This window comes from Candidatus Nanopelagicus abundans, from assembly GCF_002288305.1.
Lineage (GTDB): Bacteria > Actinomycetota > Actinomycetes > Nanopelagicales > Nanopelagicaceae > Nanopelagicus > Nanopelagicus abundans.
This window is the reverse complement of sequence record NZ_CP016779.1, coordinates 237,128-259,710: the sequence shown is the minus strand read 5'-3', so window position 1 is coordinate 259,710 and position 22,583 is coordinate 237,128. Positions and strand designations below refer to the sequence as shown.

The window sequence follows — 22,583 nt, the reverse complement described above, 5'->3', positions numbered from 1 at the left end:
TGCTATTCAATAGATAGGAAAATAAATGACTAATAAAAATGCTTTAAAATTTGGTGGGCATGCTCTTGTTTGGGCCGGTGATTGGTCGGAGGCAAGTGCTCGAAAGGCTGCCGCCAGTGCAAAAAAAGCTGGTTATGACTACATTGAAATGTTGATGATCGAGCCAGACAAAATAGATGTGGCAATGACAAAAGCGGTGTTATCAGAGTATGGATTATTTGCTACTGCCTCATTGGGACTTTCCCCTGAGACAGATGTTACGAGTACAAATCCATCTATTGTAAAAAAAGGCGATGAGCTTCTTAGAAAAGTTGTTGATAAGTTACATGCGATTGGATCAACTGAACTTTGTGGAGTTATTTACTGCAGTTTAGGTAAATATCCAGGACCTGCCTCTGCTGAAAATCGAGCTAACTCAATTGCGGCAGTTGCCCGCCTTGCTGATTACGCAGCTGATAAGGGTATTAATATAAATCTAGAAGTAGTTAATAGATATGAAACAAATATTATGAACACTGGAAAAGAAGGACTTAAGTTTCTTGAAGCTGTAAATAGACCAAATGCTTATCTGCATTTAGACACTTATCATATGAATATCGAAGAGGATGGAATGTCACAGGCAGTATTAGACGCTGGTGACGCTCTTGGATATGTTCATATAGGTGAAAGCCATCGTGGTTACTTAGGGTCTGGCAATGTAGATTTTGATACATTCTTCACAGCATTAAAGAAGATAAATTATTCAGGCCCGATCACCTTTGAATCATTCTCATCAGTAGTTGTTGACCCAGCACTTTCTAATGCTTTATGTATTTGGAGAAACCTATGGGAAGACTCAGATGATCTAGCTGCTCATGCACTTAAATACATGAAAGCTCGGTATTAATTTAGGCTATTAATACTTGCCCGCGGCTCTGATGTGAATTAAGTGCGGCAGCAAATACTTTGTGGGAATCTAAAACTTCTGCAACTGAAGCACATGCAAATCGATCCCCCAGACTTCCTTCGCGCTCTGCTAAAAATGAAGCCCACATTTGAAGTAGTGCATCAAGAAAACCAAACTCAAAAATATGGCCAGTAACTACCGGCCAATTAGTGTTATAGCCTGGTTGTATTTCAGACCAAATTTGCTTGCCATCTTTAAGTGTGAAAGTTTGATAGACAGCAGGATTTCGGGTAGAAAAGCGAACCCCACCAGTTAGTCCAGTCGCAGTGAAATAGAAAGTATTAATTTCACCTGGGGCAATTCGTTTCATCTCCCAGAACATTGGAAATTCTCGAATACTTTCAGAACTTTTTGCGCGCAATGCTAGAACTGCATTATCAAAAGTGTCACAAACAATTGATTCACCCTTAGCATCTGGGCGGTGAGTAATAATGTCATCTAAAATTGCAAAAACACTAGTAGGCCTAAAACCTAAGCGCAGTGGAATATGAGCGGCATGCATACCAAGATCTCCGAGGACGCCGATTTCACCACAGAATTTTTTCTGTCGCTTCCAATTAATTAATTTCAATGGATCAATATCTGAAGAATGTAACAACCCAGATCTAACCTCGACAATTTCACCTAATCGCCCGCTCTTAACCTCTTTTAGAGCTGCTTGAGCACCTGGATAGAAGGGAAACTCACTTGATACTCGAACAAAGTTTTTTTTACCAACCAAAGCATCAGAGATTGATTGAGCAGCGTTTAAGTCAATCCCAAATGGTTTTTCTGCTAAAAAATCTTTACCTGCATTAATCGCAGCTAAGTAGATTTCTTGGTGAAGATTATGAGGAACTGCAATATATACAACATCTACATTTTTACTTTCAAGTAGTTGTTTATAGTCAGAATAAGACTCACTAACTCCTGCTTTGGTAAAAAACTCACGCGCAGAATCTGATGTATCAGCAATTGCAGTAATTACTGGTCGAACTGGATGCTCAATTAACGCATCCCATCTACCAGCTAAAACTAATAGTTCACGCCCCATTAGCCCACCGCCAATAATTCCAACCTTAACGATTTTTTGAGTTAACATGTTAGGCAGAAATGATCTTTAGTGCCTCAGAAACTGATGTTTGATTATGGAGCATAGCCATCAAGGCTTTTGTAATTTTTGCAGGTTTTGGGTGCGCAATTATGTTTCTGCCATAAACAATTCCTGCCGCACCTTGCTTTAGAACTTCAGAGGTGCGATTTAAAAGTTCCTCATCGCCAACCCTGCCACCGCCTCTTACTAAAACTGGAACTGCCCCGGAAATTTTAACTACATGGTGATAATCGGCAGCATTATCAGTTGGATCAGCCTTAATTACATCGGCGCCGAGTTCAACTGCTTGGCGAACTAAAGAAAGAATTTTATCTAGATCACCATCAGAGGTGTATCCACCTGCTGAAGCATCCTTCATTACTAATGGCTCCACCATTAAAGGCATTCCATAATGCTCACACTGTGCTTTAAGGGTCATAATATTTCTAATACAAGCATCCTTAAGTTCAGGCCGGCCCGGTAAGTCAAATAAATTCACAACAACTATTGCGGCATCTAATCTAACTGCTTGCAGTACTGGGTCTCCTAATAAAATACTAAAAAGATGATCTGGAATCACCTTGCCATATACATTTGCTACATCTGTTCGAAGTACTAATGCTGGTTTATTTGGGTAAGGATTATTTTGAAGTAACTTTGCTTGTCCAATAGTTAATTGAATCGCATCTGGTGCGGCTGCTACTAATGTATCTACTGCTACTTTCATATCCTCGATACCAGCAAGAAATGTAACTTCACCAAAAAACCCGTGATCGATAGCAATATCAAGACAACGCCCATTATTAAAAAGTCGCTTAAGGCGAATGGATACATCAGACATTAGGTAACTCCAATTTTTACTAGTGATTTCACCAGCTATGCCCTTATTCTAGAGCCATGCCAGAGTATTCAACCAGCCCTGAAAAGCATTTTTTCTCGACTAAATCTCCTGCCTATCTCATTAAATGTTTTAATGAGGGTCTATTAAATGCCAGGTTGAAAGACTAGATTTAGGTTTATATGTCTAAACAAATACTCATTGGTGTAGATATCGGTACATCAAATATTAAAGCTGTAGCAACTGATACAAGTTTAAAAATACTTGCAGAGTATTCAGAGATTACACCTTTCACACATGAGAAAAATTTTAGTGAAATCGATGCTCGCAAACTCGCGCAGACAGTTATCTCTGTGGCCTCGAAAGCTGCCCAAGATGCTGGCGGAGTTGTAGCTGCAATTGCATTTACTGGTTTTAGTGAGACTGGCTTCTTGCTCGATGATGCCGGAAACCCACTTGCCCCAGGCCTTGCTTGGCATGATCCACGCGGATTAACTGAGCCAATAATTAAAGAGCTTGGAGATTTTGAATTCCGTGCTCGCGCCGGTGCCCCGGTTAATGAAATTGTTTCACTTTCTAAAACTCTATGGCTTAATAAAGAGTATCCCAAAACAAGGAGCGCTAAATATTTTCTATCAGCTCCTGAATGGGTTGCTTACTGCTTAGGCGCTGAAATGGTTAATGAATTATCTTTAATATCTCGCTCTGGATTCTTTGATGTTGAAGCGCGCACCCCTTGGCTTGAGGCAATTGCATTAGTAGGTGGTGGTAAAGATTTCCTTGCTCGATTAGTTGTAGCCGGTGAGGTAATTGGTCGAGTTAATCAAAGTGCACCTGAAAACTTACGAGGGGCAATAATAACAATTGCAGGACATGATCACTTTACCGCTGCTTTTTATAGTGGCGCTATTAATGAGGGAACTCTCTTTGATTCAATGGGTACTGCTGAAGCACTTCTGCGCACATTTAAAACCTCATTACCGAGGGAGGCAATCGCAGAACTTGCGGCCGCAAATGTTGGATTAAGTTGCTCGGTAATCCCAGATCACTACACATTACTGGGAGCACTTCCTACTGGCCTAACACTGGAGCGAGTATGTGCCCTAGTTGGTGTAAAAACTCGCGCAGAAAAGATTGCTTTGGGAGAGGCAGCTTTAAAAGTTGATTCCTCTACAAATACATTACAAATTGTTAATGATTATCACGGACTTTCAGTAACAAACTTAGATGAAGGTGCCTCACCGGCCGCACTTTTTAGAGCTGCAACTGAACATTTAGTAAAGGACTCTGAACAAATGGTTAGCCTGATTGAAAAGTTCACCGGAAAATCTAAAGAAGTAATTATTGCTGGTGGCTGGATAAAGAATCCCATGATTGCAAGTCAGAAGAGTAAGCAGTTTGGGGAATATAAAGTCTCCGATGCTCAGGAGGCGGGTGCAACGGGTGCTGCGCAATTTGCCGGAATTGCTGCTGGAATAATAAATCTTGCAATTTAAAGATATCTAATTCGGGGATACAAATAAAAGGTATAAGATCTATTATGGATATAAAAATTAGAGCAGTAAACAAAGATGATAAATCACGCTGGCTTGAACTATTTGCCGACTACATCACTTTTTATAACTCTAAGTTAACTGATCAACAATTTGAATTAACCTGGCAAAGAATTAACTCAGATTTTAATATTAATTGCCTAGTAGCTGAATTAGATTCAAAGGTAGTCGGCTTTACCCACTACATCTGGCGTCCTGACACCTGGGAGGAGCAGGATTTTTGCTACCTAGAGGATCTTTATACCGACCCAAAGGTGAGAGGTAAGGGAGTTGGCAGAGCATTAATTAAAGCGGTTGAAGATATTGCAATAGCAAAAGGCTCAAAGCGACTTTACTGGACAACTGCCCCAGATAATGAACTAGCTAGAACACTTTATGACAAGATAGCGATTACAAATAGGGTGGAGTATAAGATCTATTTAAATAAGTAATTTAAGCCAATTAAAGCCTTAAATGGAGGAAATATGTCATTTGTAATGTATTCAACTACTTGGTGTGGTTATTGCAAGCGGCTAAAAAATCAGCTGGCGAGAATGGATATCTCATTTGAAGAGATTAATATTGAAGAGGTCGAAGGAAGCGCTGAGATTGTCGAAAAAGTAAATAACGGCAACCGAACTGTTCCAACCCTAGTCTTCTCAGATGGCAGTGCTATGACAAATCCATCTGCGCAGCAGGTTGCTGATAAATTAGTGGAGTTAAGTTAATCAGTCGCGAATGTCATTTAGGCAATATGATTGCTAGAACTTTTATAGAAAGAGACTTTAAAACATGCAGTCACTAGAGATTGGTTACATCCTCTCCCTAGCTGCTGCCTCTGCCACTTTATTGGGTTGGGTAGTAATGAGAATTAAATCAAATCCATCTGAGCGACTAATTGCTTACATATTCCTTTTTGTTGCACTTGCAATGATTTTAGTTGATTTAATTCAACTTATTCCAACCGCGCTAGATAGTGGCCTTGCGCAAACGCAGGTATTTATTTTTCTCATTGCAGGCTTTTCACTTGTCTTATTAATATCAAAATTAATGTCAATAAAAGTTGGCAGCGGTCCATCTTCTTCAGCTTTAGTTATTGCCCTAGCGCTATCACTACATAATCTGCCTGAAGGCTCCGCTCCAATTGCTGCCAGTTTGGTTGATCTGCCAACTGGGGTTACCACTGCCCTCTTAATGGCACTTCACAATATTCCAGAAGGAATTGCTATTACCGCGAGTGCCATATTGGCCGGCTATGGCCACCTTAAATCCCTACTACTAACCCTGACGGCAACCCTGGCTGAGATGCTTGGGGCAACGGCGATCTTTTTAAGTGATGATCTGTTCGCAAATATTCAAAATGCTGGCGCCTTGCTTAGCTTTGTGGCCGGGATCATGTTGGCTATTTGTGTTAAAGAGCTGCTGCCCTATTCCTTTAAAACCCTGCGCCCCAGCAGTAGGTAATGAGACACCCGCCACCACTCTGCCTCCCTAGTAGCGACACCGCTTTTGGCTATAATTCATTTCCCAATAAGTAAGCACTTCATAGGGGAAACTAGTGAAACTCTAGTGCTGTCCCGCAACCGTAAGCTCGAAAGAGTAAGTCGGATCGCCTAACAAGTGCTGAGCAAGTAATACCCGTCGTGGAAAGCGGGGAGATGCTTTAGAAGCAGATTTATCTGCTTACCTGATTAATCTCTCCTTGGACTCGACGAATAAGAAACTATTCCTAGGAGATTAACATGGCTATCACACTCTATACCCTGCCTGATTGCGCGCAGTGTGAGACTACTAAGTTATATCTTGAGAAAAACAATCTTGCCTATGAAACTGTTGATCTAAGTGAAAATCCAAAAGAATATGATGTTATTAAATCTCTAGGTTATGACCGAGTACCGGTTGTAATTGCAGGGGACGCTCACTGGTCTGGCTTTCGCCCAGATAAGTTATACAAACTAACTAAAGGTGAGAAAGTATGACAATGCACCAAGTTGTCTACTTCTCAAATGTATCTGAGAACACTAAAAGGTTTGTCGAGAAGTTAGATGTAGATGCTGTGCGAATACCGCTTAACCAAAAGTTAGAAATTCCTCAAGTTAATAAGCCATTTGTTTTAATTACTCCAACCTATGGAACTACCGATGCTGACTCTGGTATTCCAAAGCAGGTAATTAAATTCCTCAATCTTGCCCATAACCGTGCTCTACTAAAAGGAGTAATTGCCTCTGGCAATACTAATTTTGGAAGTAAGTACTGCTACGCCGGTAAATTAGTTGCAGATAAGTGCAATGTGCCGTTGCTTTACAAGTTTGAATTAATTGGTACTAAATATGATGTTGAAATGGTAACTGAGAGAATGGAAAACCTATGGACACAATTTTAATTGATCAGCCGGTAGAATCTAAGTACAGCTATCACGAGCTAAATGCCATGCTTAATTTGTATGGCCCAGATGGCAAGATCCAATTTGATAAGGATCGCCAGGCTGCTCAGATGTATCTCTCAGATCATGTTGTTAATAACACCATTACCTTTGATAACCTCACTCAACGCTTAGCCTATTTAGTAGATAACGAGTATTACGAGGCTGATTTACTAGCAAAATACACACCAGAGTTTTTAGCTGAAATCCATGATTACGCCGCCTCATTTAATTTTGAGTTTGAATCATTTTTAGGCGCCTTTAAGTTTTATACCAGCTACGCACTTAAAACCTTTGATGGTAAGAAGTACCTAGAAAACTTTGAACAGCGCACCGTAATGGTTGCCTTACTACTAGCTGAGGCAAATCCAGCACGTGCTAAAACCCTAGTAGCTGAAATAATTACTGGCCGCTTTCAACCAGCAACTCCTACATTTTTAAACAGTGGCAAGGCCCAACGCGGTGAATTAGTTTCCTGCTTCCTACTTCGCACTGAAGATAATATGGAATCAATTGCTCGAGCCATTAACTCCTCCCTTCAGTTATCAAAGCGTGGTGGCGGTGTTGCCCTTTCACTAACAAATATTCGTGAGAGCGGCGCCCCTATTAAGAAGATTGAGGGTCAATCCTCCGGTGTTATTCCAGTAATGAAGATGCTTGAAGATGCATTTAGTTATGCAAATCAATTAGGTGCCCGCCAAGGTGCTGGCGCAGTTTATTTAAATGTTCACCACCCAGATATTCTTAAATTCTTAGATACTAAGCGTGAGAATGCTGATGAGAAGGTTCGTATTAAAAGCTTAAGTCTTGGTGTGGTAATTCCAGATATCACTCTTGAATTAGCTAGAAATAATGAAGATATGTATCTCTTTTCTCCATATGATGTTGAACGAGTTTATGGCGTGCCAATGAGTGATATTTCAATTACTGAGAAATATCAAGAAATGGTTGCTGATACCCGTATAAATAAAACAACGATAAATGCCCGCCAACTATTTCAAACTATCGCCGAGTTACAATTTGAATCAGGCTATCCATACATTGTTTATGAGGACACGGTAAATCGCGCAAATCCAATTGATGGCCGAATTAATATGTCCAACCTTTGTTCTGAAATCTTGCAGGTCAATACTCCTACTACTTATAACGCTGATCTAAGTTATAAAAACGTTGGTAAAGACATCTCCTGCAACCTAGGTTCCCTAAACATTGCAAAAACTATGGACTCCCCTGATTTTGCTCTAACAGTTGAGGCATCTATTAGGGCCCTTACTGCAGTATCTGATATCAGTAATATTGAATCTGTTACCTCTATTAAAGAAGGTAATGAGAAGTCACATGCAATTGGCTTAGGACAGATGAATCTGCACGGCTACTTCGGTAGAGAAAAGATTCATTACGGTTCAGAGGAAGGTATTGATTTCACAAATATCTACTTCTATACAATTTTATTTCACGCATTAAAAGCATCGAATACCATCTCAATTGAGCGTGGTAAAACATTTGTCGGCTTTGAGAAATCAAAGTATGCAAGTGGTGAGTTCTTTAGCAAATATACCGACCAAGCTTGGGCACCTAAGACTGATCGAGTTAAGCAAATATTTGCAAAAGCTAATATCGCTATTCCAACTCAAGCAGATTGGCAGAGCCTAAAAGCTAGTGTTATGAAAGATGGTATTTATAACCAGAACCTACAAGCAGTCCCACCAACTGGATCTATTTCTTATATCAACAACTCAACTAGCTCAATTCACCCAGTTGCTTCCAAGATTGAAATCCGTAAGGAAGGAAAACTTGGCCGGGTTTACTATCCAGCGCCATATCTAACTAATGAAAACGTTGAGTACTACGAGGATGCTTATGAGGTTGGCCCTGAGAAGATCATTGCCACCTACGCAGCTGCTACCCAACATGTTGATCAAGGTCTTTCTTTAACCTTGTTTTTCAAAGACACAGCTACTACCCGTGATATCAATAAAGCACAGATATCAGCGTGGAAGGCTGGAATTAAAACTATTTACTACATCCGTATTCGCCAAATGGCACTTGAAGGAACTGAAGTATCTGACTGCGTAAGTTGCATGTTGTAAGTAAGAATAAAACCAACCACCAAAGATAGAAAAGAGAGAATAAAATGAACTTAAAACTACAGACAGCAGTAAGTCGGCCAGTTAATTGGAATAAGTTAGAGGATCCAATTGATCTAGAAGTTTGGAACCGGTTGACCTCAAACTTCTGGCTGCCTGAGAAGGTGCCAATGTCTAATGACATTCCATCATGGGCAACTTTAAGCTCATCTGAGCAATTACTTACAATGCGAGTATTCACTGGCCTAACTTTGCTAGATACCATCCAAGCAACAGTTGGTGCTAACTCATTAATCCCAGATGCGATTACAGCTCATGAAGAGGCTGTCTATACAAACATTGCTTTTATGGAGTCAGTGCATGCTAAAAGTTATTCATCTATTTTCTCAACATTAGCTGCAACCTCTGAAATTGAGCAAGCATTTAAATGGTCTGAGGAAAATGAGTTCCTACAACGCAAAGCTGAGATTGTGCTTAGCTATTACAACGGTGATGACCCACTTAAGCGCAAGATTGCCTCAACCTTCTTAGAGTCATTCTTGTTCTACTCTGGCTTCTACTTGCCAATGTATTGGTCATCAAGGGCTAAGTTAACTAATACAGCTGATCTAATTAGATTAATTATTAGAGATGAAGCCATTCATGGTTACTACATTGGTTATAAGTTCCAAAAGGGTATGGAAGAGCAAAGTGCTGGTCGTCGTGAAGAAATTAAGAGCTACGCCTACCAACTTATGCTAGATCTATATGAGAATGAGATTAAATACACCGCAGATCTCTACGATGAACATGGTTTAACTGAGGATGTTAAGTCCTTCCTTCACTACAACGGTAATAAAGCCTTAATGAATCTAGGCTTTGATGCACTCTTCCCACGTGAAATATCCCAAGTTAATCCGGCAATCTTGTCTGCGCTATCTCCAAATGCTGATGAAAACCATGACTTCTTCTCTGGTTCTGGATCTTCATATGTAATTGGTAAGCATGAGGCAACTCAAGATGATGATTGGCAGTTTTAATAGCTAATTAAAATAAGTGGCGGGCTTTATCTCCTGCCACTTGATTTAAAGAAAAGTCGCCCGATAAGGTTGAAATTTAGAGAAGGGCCTCGATCTCTCAAGGCCCTCCCATGCAGAGCTAACTCAATTCTTTTGACCATTACCAATAGATCGAATTGCCTTAGCTAAGACTGTGGTGGAGACGACGGGACTTGAACCCGCTCCAGATGTTTGGTAAACGACTAGGCTGCCAATTACAACACGCCCCCATCACAAGGGTGAAGTTACGGCTTTTAAAACTTTTGAAATTATTCAGTGGCGTTCTCTGTGGATAAAATTTGAAGTAAAAAGCAAAAGGGACTTGGAATTAACCAAGTCCCAATTACTACCAAACATCTGAAGCAGAAGTATTACACATTTCTCAGTTACTCGCAGTAACTAAAATTAAAGAAGAGTCGCCCTATAAGCCGGAGTTAAGACTCTTATGCTTCAAAGCCATAATCCCGAAGTACTTCACAGACTTGAATCGAGTACTCCTCGTAGAAGGAATCTCGACCCAATTGTTGTGCCACTTTGTGCTCACCTAAGTTCTTCCACTCAGAAATTGCCTCTAAAGAACTGAAATAGGAAACAGTTACCCCATCACGACTTGTTGCATCTCGAAAACCGAAATGATGTTCATAGCCATCTATTGTCTTAACTAAATTCTCCATTTTTTCAGACCACTCAGAATACAAATGCCCATCATCTAAGTTGCGAGTAGAGCGGAAAATAACTACGTAGGACATGATCGTATTCTGCCAAAGAGTTTGAAAATAAAGTCATTTCCAGCCAAGGAAAAGAAGAGTCGCCCTTTAAGCCGGAAAAGTTTGGATTAGCTCACAATTTGCGGGGCTAACGCTTCCGCAATTCCTGACTTTGCTTGTTTTTCAAGCCCGACTGTCACGGCAAAAGTATCTTCATATACATCGAAGTCGTATGCCTTACCCCAACGCAGTTTGATTACATGAATTCCAGGATTTACGTATGGCTCTCCATTTTCAAGTTTGCAGGTGGCAACCCAGCGGGCGACAACTGTTGTGTTCCATGGCCCACCGAGGACTAAAACATTTGTTACATCAAACTTAAGTTCTGGTAGAACTGTGCCGACTCTTTTGAACCATCTACCTAGTGCTTCTTTGTCATGTCGGATGCCGCCCAATGAGTTAGGACCTGCAAAACGATGGGTGAGGTTATTAGAGGAAACACCATTTAATACCGCTTGATAGTCATGATTCTGGACCGCAAGAAATGTTTTACGAACAATTTTCTCAACTATTGAACTATATATAAGCATGCGCTTTTGGACCTTTCAATATTTATCAGTAAGAAGAAATATAAACCAAAAACTGGATTAATTTGTGGCTAATTAAAGAAGAGTCGCCCTATAGGCCGGAATCTTGGTATTCAAGTGTTTCAAGGCTGTAGGCTCCTAGAAAACTACCTCCTCAACAAGAAAGCAGATAAATAAATGACTATCGCACTCAACATATTCGCAGCACTTCTTGCATTTGCCGCTATTGGATCAGCTATTTCAAAGCTTAAAAAGGTACCAGATGTCATGGCAGCGATGGCTAAAGTTGGCGTTAAACCAAATCAAATACCAGTTCTTGCATGTCTTGAAATCGCTGGTGGACTTGGCATCATTGTAGGTATCTGGAGTAAACCTCTTGGGGTATTAGCCTCTGCTTGTCTAGTTCTGTACTTTGTAGCTGCGCTATTCACACACTTCTCACGCAAACATAAAGTTGCAGATTTCGGTGCTGCTCTTGGAATCTTCATCATCGCTTGCATAACATCTGCATTACAATTCAAGCGATAAAAAGAAGAGTCGCCCTAGTCCCAAACGATTTCTTGTCCACGATTTTGCCCATTTGTCCATTTTCTTGCCCATAGAAATCGGCAAAAATATCCAAGGTCTTGCATAAAACTAAACACTTTTGCATAAGCAAATGAGCACAGACTTACGTCATACATACTAAAAATAAAGAAGAGTCGCCCTATAAGCCGGATCCTGTTCTCTTGCGAGAGATCATCATCCATCTAGATCTGTAATTGCTTACAGATTCAAGCAACCTACCCGTTGGCTCGAGCGAGTAGCTCTCAAATGCCAACAATCTGGTCTTGCTCCAGGTGGGGTTTACCTAGCCATATACGTTGCCGTAAATGCTGGTGGTCTCTTACACCACCGTTTCATCCTTACCGTTATTGCTAACGGCGGTTTATTTTCTGTGGCACTAATCCCGCAGGTTTCCCTGGATGGCCGTTAGCCATCACCTTACTCTTTGGAGTCCGGACTTTCCTCGGTACTTTCGTAACGCGATGATCCAGACGACTCTTCAGTGATAAGGATAGCGAAGATATTTTTATCTAGGAAATGCTTACATTCCGCTGTCTAATACATCATTAAGAATTGAATCAGCGTGAGAGTTTTCCTCTCGCGGAATCCATTGGTAGGAAACAAGCTTTGGGTCATGGCAGGTAAATGCCTCTTTAACTAGCTTTTGCATATTTGGATGCTTAACTTTCCATCGACCACTCATCTGCTCAACTACTAACTTAGAGTCCATCTTGACCAAAATTGTTGCTGCTGGATCTATTTCATTAGCTGCTTTAAGCCCTGCAATTAAGCCACTGTATTCAGCAACATTATTTGATGCCTCACCTATTGCAGCCCCTATTTCTTTAACTACTTTATCATTTTCATAAATTACTGCCCCGTATGCAGCAGCTCCTGGATTACCTCTACTGCCACCATCTGCTGTAACTATGAAATGTCTAGGCATTAGATCCTCACCAATATTCGACGGCACTCCTCACAGCGCAGTACTTCATCTAATGGCAGTGTTTTAATTCGTTGCATTTCAACTGCATTAATTGCCAAATTACAGCCATTGCACTTATTACCAACTAATGCAGCAGCGCCTACGCCACTTGATGTGCGAATTTTTTCATAAAGATCAAGTAGTACCTTTTCGATCTTTACTGCAACCACTTGCCTATCTTTCTGCTTATTTGCGATTAAAGAGTTAATCTCACTAGTTGCAGCGCTTAGTCTTTGGTTTATCTCAGCCTTTAAGGTTTCAAGGGACGCTAGATCTGTTGTTAAAACCTTACTTCGCTCTGTTACTGCCTCACTACGCACCATAATCTCAAGCTCTATTTCCTCAAGTGCTAACTGACGTTTTTTTAATGTTTGAATCTCATGTTGAGTCTGCTCTAGTTCTTTTGGTGTGGCATTGCCGGAGGCTAATCGCGCTTCATCTTTTTTTATTCGATCTGTAACAGTTTCAACATCTACTTCACCTCGCCTAAGTTCTAAGGTGATTTGATCCGCCTCTAACTTAACTGTGGCAACTTCATCCGTTGCGGTAATAATTCTTTTATCAATATGAAGTAATTGTTCAACTTCAGGCAGTGATTTAAGTTTGGTATTAGCCTGCATAATCTCATTATCGAGTAGTTGTAGCTCTAAAACTAGGCTTTGTTGCTCAGGAGAGGCTTGCATAAGCCACCTCCACTCTTTTGATAACTTTAATTTTTAGTTGTACTTACCTTTCTAAGTTTACCCAGGCTAGGTGTTAATTGCTAGTTTTAATGGCAGCTGCAACTAAAACACCAAAATCCTTAACCCGTTTAATCTCTTTTTCATATTCACCAGGTGCTTTAAAATGATCATTACTTAGCGCTGCTTTTAACTCATTTACGCTGGTAATACACACGCCCCCGCCATAAAGTTTGTTAAATGCTGCCACCTTTGGATCAAATGAGATTGCTATATAAGGACGCTTAAATGCATAGGCGATGATCGCGCCATGCAGCCTTGTTGTAATCACATAATCAGATTCTTGATACATATTTAGAATCTTCTTCAATGGGTATTTTTCTGTTTCAATATTCTCAGTAAAGCTGTAGTTAAAACCGGCATCTTGAGTAATTTGCTTAATTTGTGGCGTGGTTGAGGTTGGCTCTAAATCAACGTGAGAGCTGTGTAATACCTTATTACCGCTAACTTTCTTTAGCTCTACCGTAAAGTTATTTTCAATATGCACCAAGGTTGGGCAGGCGGTGATGCTGATGCCTGGATCTAACTCATAAAAATCTCTAGTTAGCTCATCTCTAATATTGGTAAACTTTGCTTTTGAAAATACTGATTGCACAACCTGCTTTGGCACACCTTTTACCTGATCATTATCTGGCAGGCATACTCCAATACCCCAAATAATTATTGGTAGTTTGCAGTTCTTCTCTAAATCAACCCAAAATTTTTCAAATACAGAGTGCAGTAGCCCTGCGCCACCAACTATTACCGCAGTGTAGTTTTTGTGAACAAAGCCCCAATCAACTGGTGATTTATGAATGTTCCAAGTATCTAGCTCTTGATCTAGCATCTGATGTATTGCCAGCACTGGTAGATAATTACCAATATTTCGATTGGCCGAGTAGAACTGAAGAGTTTTACTCTTTACAACTCGCGCGCCCTTTGAAACATCATTTAATTTAGTAAGGGATGAGCTGGGCGAAAAGATTTTGGCAAACTTAGTAAGCATTACCAAAGCGTACCTGCTTGATGATTTAAGCCAGGGTTTGCTTCTTTGTCTCATCCCTGTGCTTGCGTAGGTAGGTCATAAATGGTGTGCCACCAGTACCAACTGCAGATGGATTTCCAGGTGTTGCCTGTGCTTGGGCGTGAATATATGTGCCGGCATACTCCAAATGCATCGCTCTAAAACTAGCTACTAGTTCAACACACTCATTAAATACTGAAGTTAATCCAGCTCGCTTTGCTGTAGTTACAAAGCTACGAACTGATGGACCTGCTTCTACTGCTTCAATAAATGCAACATGCTTAGGCGGCATATAAGTACGCATCTCCATTAAATACTCACGAAGTTCATCTCGCTCATGTTCAATACCAAGTACGCCATCCATTGCAGGAATTATTGCGCTCTGTGCGCCAGTCTCGCCACGAAACTTCTGACCAACACCTTTGTACTCATCCACACCTTCATAAACCACACCATCTGGAAGGGATGGATTATTACGCCAACCAAAGATGTATGGACGAACTCGGTGGAAGTAAATATATGGATCACATCTCTCTGGCATTCTGCCTAATACTTCATACATCGAAGCAAGTGCGTTTCGTAATTTAGTAAGTGCTGCCTCTAAGAGATCAGCATCATTGACCGCAACAGCAGCTTGTGCATCTTCAATTGCTTTAAGTGATTTACCGGCTTTTTTCTCAATATCGATGTGAATTAAAATAAACCACTCTTCATCCTGCCCACCTAAGAAACATTGGGCCAAACCGATATTGCCACACTCAATTGGGCCATTTTTATCAAAGCGGCGCCAATTATCAGAGGCATAACTCTGATAGGAAAGGATTGGTGGTCTGCCTACTAACTTACCAACCTCATACCAAGGCAGGGCTAAGTTTGCTGGCATAGTAGTTGCCGGGCTGTTCTCACTCCACTGATATGACTGTCCGATGTAACTTAAAACCAACATTGCTCGTTGTATTTCTGCTTCACCTTTTAATTTATCAATATTAAATTTAGGAAGTGCCTTAACCTTTGCTCTAAAGTTTGTGCTCATTAATAACTTAGGAAGATCCTTACCAAATTGATCCCACTCTTCGTTCCCTGGTGATAGTGATTGGGCTGGGTCTTTACTTGGTAGGTAACCAAACTCTTCAGTGATTCCAAAATCAGCTATTTTTGCAGGTTTCATTTCGCTCCTAAGAATAAGGTTGAATTAAAGCATCTATCCAAATAATAAGTAAGCCAGTCTGACATTTACTAGAGCTTGAATAGATCTAAGGATGGATTATCCTGCTCATATGGAGTTTAAATTAGTGACAGCGAGCATTGGAATTCTTCTAGTTTTCATTTATGCCTTTGGTTCAGGAATTTGGGTTTCCTCCTCTCCTGGATGGTATGCATCGCTAAACCGACCACCCTGGCAGCCACCTAGTGCTTTTATTGGAATTATCTGGCCTTATAACTTTATGGTTCTAGGTATTGCTTCATACCAAGTTTCTAGATCTTTAACACGAATAGAAAATATTTCCTGGTTAGTTTTCTTTGGCTTAAGTATTTTTGCAGCCCTTACTTGGGCTTATCAATTTTATGTCCCGCACAACTTCACACTTGCCACAATCGCCTTAGTATTAACAGCTCTTCTAACTCTTCCAGTTCTTTATCTAACGTTTAAGGCTTCTCTAGTTATGGGACTTCTACTTATTCCCTATCAAATTTGGGTAGCAATCGCAGCCAGCGTTGCTTGGGGTTACTTAACTAGAAATTAGCTCAGGTATGGGCGAATACCCTCTTGTAATAACTTAATTACCTCATAGGCTTTAGATATGAATAAGAAGCTAATTGCATTCTCTATAGCCCTCTCTACGCTCAGCAGCATGAGAAGCCGCGTGATCTGCCTGGCGCTGCTTGCGCCAATAATGGCTCTCTCTACTCTCACCCCAGCAGCAGTTGCTTCTGAACAAGGCGCACCATGTGGAATTTACAAAGTTAGCAAGAACGAAGTAATAGCAGGAGTTAAATTTCCAAAGGGAAGTTACCAGATTTATACCTATGATATCGCTTGTAATAAAGTTCTAGGAAAAAAAGGAATACTTGAAACTTTTCTAAAACAAAAGGACAAAGATCCTCTACCAAAGCCTTGGAGATATGAGTCTGTTACCGTGGGAGCCCAGGGTTTCTCAAGATCAGGAGTTGGTTTTAGAGTCCAACTAATCGGCAGTGCAACAACCTCTGGTGCCTCCCCCGCTGGTAATACCGCTCCTATGTCAGCTGGCATGAAAGCAGCATTAGATAACATTGCTCAATTTCCAAAAAGTAAGGAAACTCCGCAAGCACTAAATTACAATTATGGACCAAACGCGGCGAAAGACATGTCAAATGTAATAGAGAAAAGTGCTAAAGCGACAATGGAGTTTTTTGTAGATTTTTATCAAGAAACTAAGCCTTATCCCATCTTCTACGGGTCCGACGCAGATCTTGATTGGGTCATTGCGGAGTGGCGCAAATATGGATATGAAGCAGTCGGAAATGAATTATTTGAACAAGCTGTGTCAAATATGCGCAGGCGAATTGGACCCACCAGTATCATGATTGGAAGCGAAAGCAGATTTCCACAAACTCCAATGATCTTGCTTGCTTCAAAAGGTGCCCTATCACGTAATAATCTTCAAATGAACACAATCCACCATGTTGTGCATGGAATTCAAGGCAGAATAACTGGGGACAAGAGTTTACTTGTAGGTTGTTGGGGAAGAGAGGGCGCAGCACAATTTTACGCCATGGCCATTATGGATCGAAACTTTAGAACAATTGGCGGCTCTGATTACGCCACCGAGAGGCGAGAGCAAAGTAAGCCAACACTTTCTTACTGGACCCCGAAAACCAATTTATTAGAACTTAGTGCTTCTCAATGGTTTGACAAATTGAATTCAGTGGATGGAAATAGGTTTGGAAATCAAATGTATTGCAATCCTGATCCAGAAATAGGCAACTTCGGTTATGGCTCAGGTGCTCTGCTTTATGAAAGATTAGTTGGTGAATATGGTCATCAAAAAGTTATGGATTGGTGGTATGAAATACGCTCCACATCAGATTGGAAAGTCGCATTTGAAAAAGTTTTTAAGTTAAACGTTGATGACTGGTACAAACAAAGTGCAATTCCTTATTTAATGAAGGAGTATCAAGCCTGGAAGTAGATTTCGAAGGGATATAGGTCAGATATGGGCGACTCTACTTTTCTGTCCAAATTCACAGGTTATTAACACCGAATCCATGAAATTTATCAGTTTGCACTGTTAAGTTCCGCTGATGAAAATTAAACTAATCGCAACATCAGTACTTGTTTTATCTATTTTTTCTGGCGTTATTGGCCTTGAAAAATACATTTCATCCCAGATTGCTTCAGGTGTAAAGCGTGAGATGCCAAATGCTTCTGGGGTTAGCGCATCTATTCCACTAACTGATATAGCAAGTAATATAACTTCAGATTCAATCAAGTTAGCTAATATAGATATAGAAAAATACCCCTTGAAGGAAAGTAATACAGATTCTTCAATAAAAATTTCGGCAGGAAATATCAGTAAATCTAAGCCAACACTTATTGGCTCTTTAGAGATAACCGCCACAATACCTGTATCAACTATCGCAAAGGCATCGGAGTTCGGTGATGCGCAGATTGTGGGAAATACTCTGCAGGTTGCAGCAGGAGCTGGTGGAATGGGTAAAGCAAGTCTGATTCCAAAATACTCAAATAATCAACTCTATTTTGAACTTAAGAGCGTTTCACTTTTCGGTAATGATATTCCTGCTTCATCATTGCCGGCTGATCTTCAAACTCAGATCAAAAGCAAAAGCCAACGCAGCCTTACACCCCCTAAAGGGCTTAAAGTAAAATCAGTATCACTAAGTAGCAAAGGGCTAGCAGTAAAAATGTATGGCACTAATGTCCAACTTGGTAATTTAGGTTTATAGCCGAATTTATGAAGTTTGATATCAAAGAATTACTTCCAAAGAATCCCACAAAGTTTGAAGGTTTTCGAGCAGTTCGCATAGTCACAGCCATCTATCTGTTAGTAATGGTGGTGCGTAGTTGCATTCACCTCTTTGCAGCAGATGGTGGTGCTCAGAGCATCGCTGGTATTGATATATCCGTTGAAGGCGGAAATAACATAATTGCGATATTTCACCAATGGGGTGCAATACAACTTATTCTTGCCGTGCTCCTGTTTGTATTATTTTTCCGTTATCCAGGATTTACTCCATTGATTTTGCTCACTCTAGCCCTTGAGAGAGTAATGGGTTTTATTGCCGGCCAGATGATGAGTGTAACTTCCACAGGAACACCACCCGGTGAAGCATTAAATGCGGCAGCTTTCTACTTATTGGCTTTGTTATTCATCGCCTCTTTGATAAAAAAGAATTAGGTCAGATATGGGCGGAGATTAGAAAGCTGCCTTAAAGGATTTGTCAGCCTGATGCAGAGCCACTAAAGCCCTCGTTGGGCAGACTCAACCCTGGGTACAAAACCCACCACCTGGATTCTCAAGCAAAATTGTTATTCATATGTCGAGTGGCAAAACCGCTATAAGCGCTTTAATCCAAATACTGAGTTAGCCTTTGAGTCATTGAAGGTAGGCGGTGTCAATGAAGATATCGGTTGCGTTAGCGCAGGCTACACAGCGCCAATTTACAGATGACTTGACCGGCTATGGCGAAGAAATAGAAAAAATTCTCAGCCGCTCCCCTGGAACCCAAATGGTGGTTCATCCCGAACTTCATTTATTTGGCTCGGATATGAGTACTGATGCGTTGCAGAAAATTGCACAACCACTTAATAGCAAGTTCGTAGGAGAACTAGGTGAAATAGCCAAGCGATTTGGCATCTGGTTAATTCCAGGAAGCATCGTGGAACCCACACCCAATAATGGGATCTACAACACCGCCTTAGTATTTAATCCTGCTGGAGAATTGGTTTCACATTATAGAAAGATCTTTCCATGGCGTCCTTCTGAGCCATTTTCCATGGGGAATGAATTTTCAGTATTTGAACTCCCGGGACTAGGTCGTGTTGGCTTAAATATTTGTTATGACATCTGGTTTCCGGAGGTAACTCGACAATTAACCTGGATGGGTGCGGAATTAATAGTCAATCTTGTTAGAACAACAACCCCAGATCGCAAGCAAGAGTTAGTTTTAGTTCAAGCCAGCGCTATTACAAATCAAGTTTATATCTTAAGCGTAAATGCAGCTGCTCCCATAGCCATGGGTAGATCTTTAGTTGTAGATCCAGATGGTGATGTAGTTGAGCAAATACTTGATGACAGTAATTCAATTATTTACACCATCATCGATTTTGATCGCGTTGCGCAGATTAGACGTGATGGCACGGCAGGCGTTAATCGAATGTGGGATCAATTTCTGCCGAACGATCCAGAGATAAATCTTCCCATTTACAGCGGACGAATAAATCCACGGACATGGCGTCCGCGAATGAATAAATAGCAAAAAAAGGAGAAAGAAATATGACAACACTGGAACGTACGCTGGGCTTGCGCTCAGTTGTGCTTTTTGGCCTTGCTTACATGACACCAATTATTGTTCTTGGAATATTTGGTCTCACAGCAGATCTAACCTTTGGAGCGAGCGCGGGTGCATACTCGGTTGCTCTAATTGCAATGCTCTTAACCGCATTCTCATACGGGCAGCTCGCTCGGGTATTCCCCGTTGCCGGCTCTGCATACACCTATGTTCGCAAATCAGTTAATGATCATCTTGGCTTTTTGGTTGGTTGGGCAATTTTGCTCGACTATCTATTCTTGCCAATGGTTATTTGGCTATTTGGGGGTCTTTATCTACAAGCACAATTCCCATCCGTTCCATTTGCTCTTTGGATCCTTCTATTTATTGCACTTACAACCGCACTAAATATTATTGGTTTTAAAGTCGCAGATAAAGCAAATTTTGCACTGATGGCGTTCCAAGCCTTAGTGATGATTAGTTTCATCGGACTTTGTATCGCATATGTAACTGGTGGTGACGGTTTGGGAACTTTGTTCTCAGTTGAGCCATTTTATGCCAGCACAACTACCTGGACCGCTCTAACAGCGGGAGCTGCAGTTTCTGCTTATTCATTCCTTGGATTTGATGCGATCACTACATTGACCGAGGAGACAAAGGATCCAAAGAACACTATTCCAAGAGCAATCATGCTGGTTGCATTAATTGGTGGTGCAATATTCATAGTGACTGCCTACTTCACTACTTTAGCAAAACCAGGAAATCAATTTGAAGAAGTTGGTTCTGCTGCATTTGAAATTGCAAAAATGATTGGCGGTGCCTTCTTTAGCTCAGTATTTCTTGCTGGTTTAGTTGTAGGTCAATTCGCCAGCGGACTTGCAGCCCAAGCAAGTGCCAGTCGATTGATCTTTGCAATGGGTCGCGATGGAGTTCTTCCTAAGCGCCTCTTTGCAAAATTAAATGATGCATATAAGACGCCAGTTCCTGCAATTATTGCAGTAGGAGTAGTTGGCCTCTTAGCACTTCAGACTGATATTGCAACTTCAACTTCATTTATTAGCTTTGGCGCATTTACTGCATTCACTTTGGTAAATATTTCAGTCATAGCTTATTACCTGAAGAATAAAAGCTCAGATAAGAGCTTCTTAGGGTGGGTACTTATACCTATTCTCGGAGCAATCGCTGATGCATATCTTCTTATGCAATTAGACGATAATGCAAAACGACTTGGGCTAATCTGGCTAGGAATAGGAGTCCTAATTCTTGTAGTAATTACAAAAGGATTACGTCAGAAGCCTCCTGCGATGAGTGATCCAGTTGGTATGTAAGAATAAATAGGGAGTAAATGAGGTGGGCCTAAAAAGGCTCACCTCATTTTTTTCAATAATCTTTAACTAGAGTAATGTTGCAGTTACACAATTAATTGCAAGTTATTCGAAGTAACCTAATTAGTAATTGGGCTGGGGCTTATAACCTCAGCCCTTTTTCTTTAGAGTACGGCTATTAAATTTGGCAGTTAACCTAAAGATTAAAATGAGCGTGAGTATGACCCGCTATCAACGTTTCTCGCGTCAAGTTTCTAGTAAGCGCTATTGACAGGGGGGTCTATAGTGATTTTACAAATATGACATTCATTAAGGAGAGTCATGAGTAGAATCGTAGAAATTGACTACTGGAACGTGATTCCAGGTAGCAAAGAGCACACCGAAGAACTTGTTCGCAAGTTTGCAAAATTTGCATCCAAGAATCTTGACGCTATTTTTAATTTTGGATTTGTTCAAGGAGGTAAACACCTTGATAATGTAGCTTTCTTCTTCATGTGGTTTAGCAGGGCCGATTATGAAAAATGGAATGATGATTGTGAACTAAATAAGGAATTTCAAAATTGGCTTGCTACCGTTGAAGATGGCGGCCTACAACATAAAATGGCTGATCACGATGTAATTCAAATGGCTCGTTAAATCCGTTTTAATTATATTTAACATATTGCGTGGGCGGTGAGGGTTTCGAACCCCCGACATCCTCGGTGTAAACGAGGCGCTCTACCACTGAGCTAACCACCCGGTGAGATTGAGAATATTACTAGTAGATCAGTATTACTCCCAATTATCTCTGTTTAAAGCGCAGATAATGCCGCTTTGTACTCAGAGATATTTCTGGCATCCCCTAGTCCGTTAACTACCATCCACTTAATGTTTCCATCTTGACCAATAATAAATGTGCCCCGCTTAGCACATCCTCTGCTCTCTTCAAAAGTTCCATAAGCTTTTGCAATCTCACCATGTGGCCAAAAGTCTGAAAGAACTTGAAACTTATATCCTTCTTGCTCAGCAAAAACCTTATTTGCATACATAGGATCACATGAAATTGCGATCAGTTCAACTCTATCATTATGAAAAGCAGATAAGTCATCACGTAGGGCACAAAGCTCGCCTGTGCAGATGCCAGAGAAGGCAAATGGATAAAAAATAACTACGACATTCTTTTTTCCCTTATATGAAGATAGTGAAATCTTCTCACCATGTTGATTTAATAATTCAAAATCAGGTGCAACAGATCCAATTGCGAGCGCCATTTACTTATCTCCT

Annotated in this window: 26 protein-coding genes, 1 tRNA gene, 1 other RNA gene and 1 riboswitch; of the genes, 17 read left to right on the top strand and 11 right to left on the bottom strand. The window is 40.7% G+C overall.

The window, feature by feature from the left end; genetic code table 11:
* Positions 1–25 precede the first annotated feature (25 nt).
* The gene (locus B1sIIB91_RS01395) at positions 26–886 is read left to right on the top strand and encodes an L-ribulose 3-epimerase (RefSeq protein WP_095687852.1); all 861 of its coding nucleotides are present in this window, start codon (positions 26–28) and stop codon (positions 884–886) included.
* A gap of 1 nt (position 887) precedes the next feature.
* Here B1sIIB91_RS01395 and B1sIIB91_RS01390 read toward each other — a convergent pair whose 3' ends face one another.
* Positions 888–2,027, bottom strand: a complete 1,140-nt coding sequence (locus tag B1sIIB91_RS01390; RefSeq protein ID WP_095687851.1) for a Gfo/Idh/MocA family protein — start codon at positions 2,025–2,027, stop codon at positions 888–890.
* A gap of 1 nt (position 2,028) precedes the next feature.
* Positions 2,029–2,859 (bottom strand): class I fructose-bisphosphate aldolase, encoded by an 831-nt coding sequence (locus B1sIIB91_RS01385; RefSeq protein WP_095687850.1) that lies wholly within the window; start codon positions 2,857–2,859, stop codon positions 2,029–2,031.
* Between the two features lie 179 nt (positions 2,860–3,038).
* Between B1sIIB91_RS01385 and B1sIIB91_RS01380 the strand changes: the two genes are divergently transcribed.
* From B1sIIB91_RS01380 to nrdF, 8 genes are all read left to right on the top strand, one after another.
* On the top strand, positions 3,039–4,352 hold the full coding sequence (locus B1sIIB91_RS01380) for an FGGY-family carbohydrate kinase (protein WP_095687849.1): 1,314 nt from the start codon (positions 3,039–3,041) through the stop codon (positions 4,350–4,352).
* 44 nt (positions 4,353–4,396) lie between these two features.
* Entirely contained in the window at positions 4,397–4,840 is a 444-nt protein-coding gene (locus B1sIIB91_RS01375) for a GNAT family N-acetyltransferase (RefSeq protein ID WP_095687848.1), read from the top strand.
* 33 nt (positions 4,841–4,873) lie between these two features.
* Positions 4,874–5,116, top strand: coding sequence for a mycoredoxin (locus B1sIIB91_RS01370; protein WP_095687847.1), 243 nt, complete (start codon positions 4,874–4,876; stop codon positions 5,114–5,116).
* A 64-nt stretch (positions 5,117–5,180) separates the two neighbouring features.
* Positions 5,181–5,852 carry a ZIP family metal transporter gene (locus B1sIIB91_RS01365; RefSeq protein ID WP_095687846.1) on the top strand — a complete coding sequence of 224 codons (672 nt, stop codon included), beginning with the start codon at positions 5,181–5,183 and terminating at the stop codon, positions 5,850–5,852.
* Positions 5,853–5,899: 47 nt separating this feature from the next.
* A riboswitch (cobalamin riboswitch) is annotated at positions 5,900–6,048 on the top strand.
* An 82-nt stretch (positions 6,049–6,130) separates the two neighbouring features.
* A complete protein-coding gene (gene nrdH / locus B1sIIB91_RS01360) occupies positions 6,131–6,367 on the top strand; it encodes a glutaredoxin-like protein NrdH (RefSeq protein WP_095687845.1) in 237 nt (78 codons plus the stop codon).
* Positions 6,364–6,771 (top strand): class Ib ribonucleoside-diphosphate reductase assembly flavoprotein NrdI, encoded by a 408-nt coding sequence (gene nrdI / locus B1sIIB91_RS01355; protein WP_236861120.1) that lies wholly within the window; start codon positions 6,364–6,366, stop codon positions 6,769–6,771. The genes nrdH and nrdI overlap by 4 nt, the downstream gene beginning before the upstream one ends.
* Positions 6,756–8,900, top strand: coding sequence for a class 1b ribonucleoside-diphosphate reductase subunit alpha (gene nrdE, locus B1sIIB91_RS01350; RefSeq protein ID WP_095687844.1), 2,145 nt, complete (start codon positions 6,756–6,758; stop codon positions 8,898–8,900). Before nrdI ends, nrdE begins: the two co-directional genes overlap by 16 nt.
* A 44-nt stretch (positions 8,901–8,944) precedes the next feature.
* Complete coding sequence (gene nrdF, locus B1sIIB91_RS01345; protein ID WP_095687843.1) at positions 8,945–9,916, top strand: class 1b ribonucleoside-diphosphate reductase subunit beta; 972 nt, start codon at positions 8,945–8,947, stop codon at positions 9,914–9,916.
* Positions 9,917–10,377: 461 nt separating this feature from the next.
* Here the strand turns inward: nrdF and B1sIIB91_RS01335 are convergent, their stop codons facing one another.
* Both B1sIIB91_RS01335 and B1sIIB91_RS01330 read right to left on the bottom strand, forming a co-directional pair.
* A complete protein-coding gene (locus B1sIIB91_RS01335) occupies positions 10,378–10,683 on the bottom strand; it encodes an antibiotic biosynthesis monooxygenase family protein (RefSeq protein WP_095687842.1) in 306 nt (101 codons plus the stop codon).
* 86 nt (positions 10,684–10,769) lie between these two features.
* Complete coding sequence (locus tag B1sIIB91_RS01330) at positions 10,770–11,231, bottom strand: nuclear transport factor 2 family protein (RefSeq protein WP_095687841.1); 462 nt, start codon at positions 11,229–11,231, stop codon at positions 10,770–10,772.
* A 174-nt stretch (positions 11,232–11,405) separates the two neighbouring features.
* Between B1sIIB91_RS01330 and B1sIIB91_RS01325 the strand changes: the two genes are divergently transcribed.
* Positions 11,406–11,756: a DoxX family protein gene (locus B1sIIB91_RS01325; protein WP_095687840.1), complete on the top strand. Its 351-nt coding sequence runs from the start codon at positions 11,406–11,408 to the stop codon at positions 11,754–11,756.
* A gap of 165 nt (positions 11,757–11,921) precedes the next feature.
* On the opposite strand, the gene rnpB is transcribed toward B1sIIB91_RS01325, so the two are convergent.
* The 5 genes from rnpB to B1sIIB91_RS01300 form a co-directional block, all read right to left on the bottom strand.
* An RNA gene (gene rnpB, locus B1sIIB91_RS01320) (RNase P RNA component class A) lies at positions 11,922–12,273 on the bottom strand.
* Between the two features lie 42 nt (positions 12,274–12,315).
* Positions 12,316–12,720 carry a reverse transcriptase-like protein gene (locus tag B1sIIB91_RS01315; RefSeq protein WP_095687839.1) on the bottom strand — a complete coding sequence of 135 codons (405 nt, stop codon included), beginning with the start codon at positions 12,718–12,720 and terminating at the stop codon, positions 12,316–12,318.
* Positions 12,720–13,442 carry a zinc ribbon domain-containing protein gene (locus B1sIIB91_RS01310; protein WP_095687838.1) on the bottom strand — a complete coding sequence of 241 codons (723 nt, stop codon included), beginning with the start codon at positions 13,440–13,442 and terminating at the stop codon, positions 12,720–12,722. Before B1sIIB91_RS01310 ends, B1sIIB91_RS01315 begins: the two co-directional genes overlap by 1 nt.
* A gap of 73 nt (positions 13,443–13,515) precedes the next feature.
* Positions 13,516–14,484: a polysaccharide pyruvyl transferase family protein gene (locus B1sIIB91_RS01305; RefSeq protein ID WP_190279178.1), complete on the bottom strand. Its 969-nt coding sequence runs from the start codon at positions 14,482–14,484 to the stop codon at positions 13,516–13,518.
* A 25-nt stretch (positions 14,485–14,509) separates the two neighbouring features.
* The gene (locus B1sIIB91_RS01300; protein WP_095687836.1) at positions 14,510–15,670 is read right to left on the bottom strand and encodes a PrnB family protein; all 1,161 of its coding nucleotides are present in this window, start codon (positions 15,668–15,670) and stop codon (positions 14,510–14,512) included.
* Between the two features lie 109 nt (positions 15,671–15,779).
* On the opposite strand from B1sIIB91_RS01300, the gene B1sIIB91_RS01295 reads away from it, so the two are divergent.
* The 7 genes from B1sIIB91_RS01295 to B1sIIB91_RS01265 all read left to right on the top strand — a co-directional run bounded on the left by B1sIIB91_RS01295 (position 15,780) and on the right by B1sIIB91_RS01265 (position 21,956).
* On the top strand, positions 15,780–16,247 hold the full coding sequence (locus tag B1sIIB91_RS01295) for a TspO/MBR family protein (protein WP_095687835.1): 468 nt from the start codon (positions 15,780–15,782) through the stop codon (positions 16,245–16,247).
* Between the two features lie 57 nt (positions 16,248–16,304).
* The gene (locus B1sIIB91_RS01290; protein WP_223298612.1) at positions 16,305–17,675 is read left to right on the top strand and encodes a hypothetical protein; all 1,371 of its coding nucleotides are present in this window, start codon (positions 16,305–16,307) and stop codon (positions 17,673–17,675) included.
* Between the two features lie 112 nt (positions 17,676–17,787).
* The gene (locus B1sIIB91_RS01285; protein WP_095687834.1) at positions 17,788–18,450 is read left to right on the top strand and encodes a hypothetical protein; all 663 of its coding nucleotides are present in this window, start codon (positions 17,788–17,790) and stop codon (positions 18,448–18,450) included.
* An 8-nt stretch (positions 18,451–18,458) separates the two neighbouring features.
* Entirely contained in the window at positions 18,459–18,902 is a 444-nt protein-coding gene (locus tag B1sIIB91_RS01280) for a hypothetical protein (RefSeq protein WP_095687833.1), read from the top strand.
* Between the two features lie 220 nt (positions 18,903–19,122).
* On the top strand, positions 19,123–19,980 hold the full coding sequence (locus B1sIIB91_RS01275; protein ID WP_095687832.1) for a carbon-nitrogen hydrolase family protein: 858 nt from the start codon (positions 19,123–19,125) through the stop codon (positions 19,978–19,980).
* Between the two features lie 20 nt (positions 19,981–20,000).
* Positions 20,001–21,323 carry an APC family permease gene (locus B1sIIB91_RS01270; RefSeq protein WP_095687831.1) on the top strand — a complete coding sequence of 441 codons (1,323 nt, stop codon included), beginning with the start codon at positions 20,001–20,003 and terminating at the stop codon, positions 21,321–21,323.
* Between the two features lie 318 nt (positions 21,324–21,641).
* Entirely contained in the window at positions 21,642–21,956 is a 315-nt protein-coding gene (locus tag B1sIIB91_RS01265) for a hypothetical protein (RefSeq protein WP_095687830.1), read from the top strand.
* A gap of 30 nt (positions 21,957–21,986) precedes the next feature.
* Here the strand turns inward: B1sIIB91_RS01265 and B1sIIB91_RS01260 are convergent.
* Together B1sIIB91_RS01260 and B1sIIB91_RS01255 are read right to left on the bottom strand one after the other, a co-directional pair.
* Positions 21,987–22,058, bottom strand: a tRNA-Val gene (locus B1sIIB91_RS01260).
* Between the two features lie 53 nt (positions 22,059–22,111).
* Entirely contained in the window at positions 22,112–22,570 is a 459-nt protein-coding gene (locus B1sIIB91_RS01255; RefSeq protein WP_095687829.1) for a peroxiredoxin, read from the bottom strand.
* Positions 22,571–22,583: the final 13 nt, after the last annotated feature.

What these genes read in the sequence shown, in the direction of transcription:
- B1sIIB91_RS01395 (WP_095687852.1), top strand. Translation starts at nt 26, where the DNA reads ATGACTAATAAAAATGCTTTAAAATTTGGTGGGCATGCTCTTGTTTGG.
- B1sIIB91_RS01390 (WP_095687851.1), bottom strand. Translation starts at nt 2,027, where the DNA reads ATGTTAACTCAAAAAATCGTTAAGGTTGGAATTATTGGCGGTGGGCTA.
- B1sIIB91_RS01385 (WP_095687850.1), bottom strand. Translation starts at nt 2,859, where the DNA reads ATGTCTGATGTATCCATTCGCCTTAAGCGACTTTTTAATAATGGGCGT.
- B1sIIB91_RS01380 (WP_095687849.1), top strand. Translation starts at nt 3,039, where the DNA reads ATGTCTAAACAAATACTCATTGGTGTAGATATCGGTACATCAAATATT.
- B1sIIB91_RS01375 (WP_095687848.1), top strand. Translation starts at nt 4,397, where the DNA reads ATGGATATAAAAATTAGAGCAGTAAACAAAGATGATAAATCACGCTGG.
- B1sIIB91_RS01370 (WP_095687847.1), top strand. Translation starts at nt 4,874, where the DNA reads ATGTCATTTGTAATGTATTCAACTACTTGGTGTGGTTATTGCAAGCGG.
- B1sIIB91_RS01365 (WP_095687846.1), top strand. Translation starts at nt 5,181, where the DNA reads ATGCAGTCACTAGAGATTGGTTACATCCTCTCCCTAGCTGCTGCCTCT.
- nrdH (WP_095687845.1), top strand. Translation starts at nt 6,131, where the DNA reads ATGGCTATCACACTCTATACCCTGCCTGATTGCGCGCAGTGTGAGACT.
- nrdI (WP_236861120.1), top strand. Translation starts at nt 6,364, where the DNA reads ATGACAATGCACCAAGTTGTCTACTTCTCAAATGTATCTGAGAACACT.
- nrdE (WP_095687844.1), top strand. Translation starts at nt 6,756, where the DNA reads ATGGACACAATTTTAATTGATCAGCCGGTAGAATCTAAGTACAGCTAT.
- nrdF (WP_095687843.1), top strand. Translation starts at nt 8,945, where the DNA reads ATGAACTTAAAACTACAGACAGCAGTAAGTCGGCCAGTTAATTGGAAT.
- B1sIIB91_RS01335 (WP_095687842.1), bottom strand. Translation starts at nt 10,683, where the DNA reads ATGTCCTACGTAGTTATTTTCCGCTCTACTCGCAACTTAGATGATGGG.
- B1sIIB91_RS01330 (WP_095687841.1), bottom strand. Translation starts at nt 11,231, where the DNA reads ATGCTTATATATAGTTCAATAGTTGAGAAAATTGTTCGTAAAACATTT.
- B1sIIB91_RS01325 (WP_095687840.1), top strand. Translation starts at nt 11,406, where the DNA reads ATGACTATCGCACTCAACATATTCGCAGCACTTCTTGCATTTGCCGCT.
- B1sIIB91_RS01315 (WP_095687839.1), bottom strand. Translation starts at nt 12,720, where the DNA reads ATGCCTAGACATTTCATAGTTACAGCAGATGGTGGCAGTAGAGGTAAT.
- B1sIIB91_RS01310 (WP_095687838.1), bottom strand. Translation starts at nt 13,442, where the DNA reads ATGCAAGCCTCTCCTGAGCAACAAAGCCTAGTTTTAGAGCTACAACTA.
- B1sIIB91_RS01305 (WP_190279178.1), bottom strand. Translation starts at nt 14,484, where the DNA reads ATGCTTACTAAGTTTGCCAAAATCTTTTCGCCCAGCTCATCCCTTACT.
- B1sIIB91_RS01300 (WP_095687836.1), bottom strand. Translation starts at nt 15,670, where the DNA reads ATGAAACCTGCAAAAATAGCTGATTTTGGAATCACTGAAGAGTTTGGT.
- B1sIIB91_RS01295 (WP_095687835.1), top strand. Translation starts at nt 15,780, where the DNA reads ATGGAGTTTAAATTAGTGACAGCGAGCATTGGAATTCTTCTAGTTTTC.
- B1sIIB91_RS01290 (WP_223298612.1), top strand. Translation starts at nt 16,305, where the DNA reads ATGAATAAGAAGCTAATTGCATTCTCTATAGCCCTCTCTACGCTCAGC.
- B1sIIB91_RS01285 (WP_095687834.1), top strand. Translation starts at nt 17,788, where the DNA reads ATGAAAATTAAACTAATCGCAACATCAGTACTTGTTTTATCTATTTTT.
- B1sIIB91_RS01280 (WP_095687833.1), top strand. Translation starts at nt 18,459, where the DNA reads ATGAAGTTTGATATCAAAGAATTACTTCCAAAGAATCCCACAAAGTTT.
- B1sIIB91_RS01275 (WP_095687832.1), top strand. Translation starts at nt 19,123, where the DNA reads ATGAAGATATCGGTTGCGTTAGCGCAGGCTACACAGCGCCAATTTACA.
- B1sIIB91_RS01270 (WP_095687831.1), top strand. Translation starts at nt 20,001, where the DNA reads ATGACAACACTGGAACGTACGCTGGGCTTGCGCTCAGTTGTGCTTTTT.
- B1sIIB91_RS01265 (WP_095687830.1), top strand. Translation starts at nt 21,642, where the DNA reads ATGAGTAGAATCGTAGAAATTGACTACTGGAACGTGATTCCAGGTAGC.
- B1sIIB91_RS01255 (WP_095687829.1), bottom strand. Translation starts at nt 22,570, where the DNA reads ATGGCGCTCGCAATTGGATCTGTTGCACCTGATTTTGAATTATTAAAT.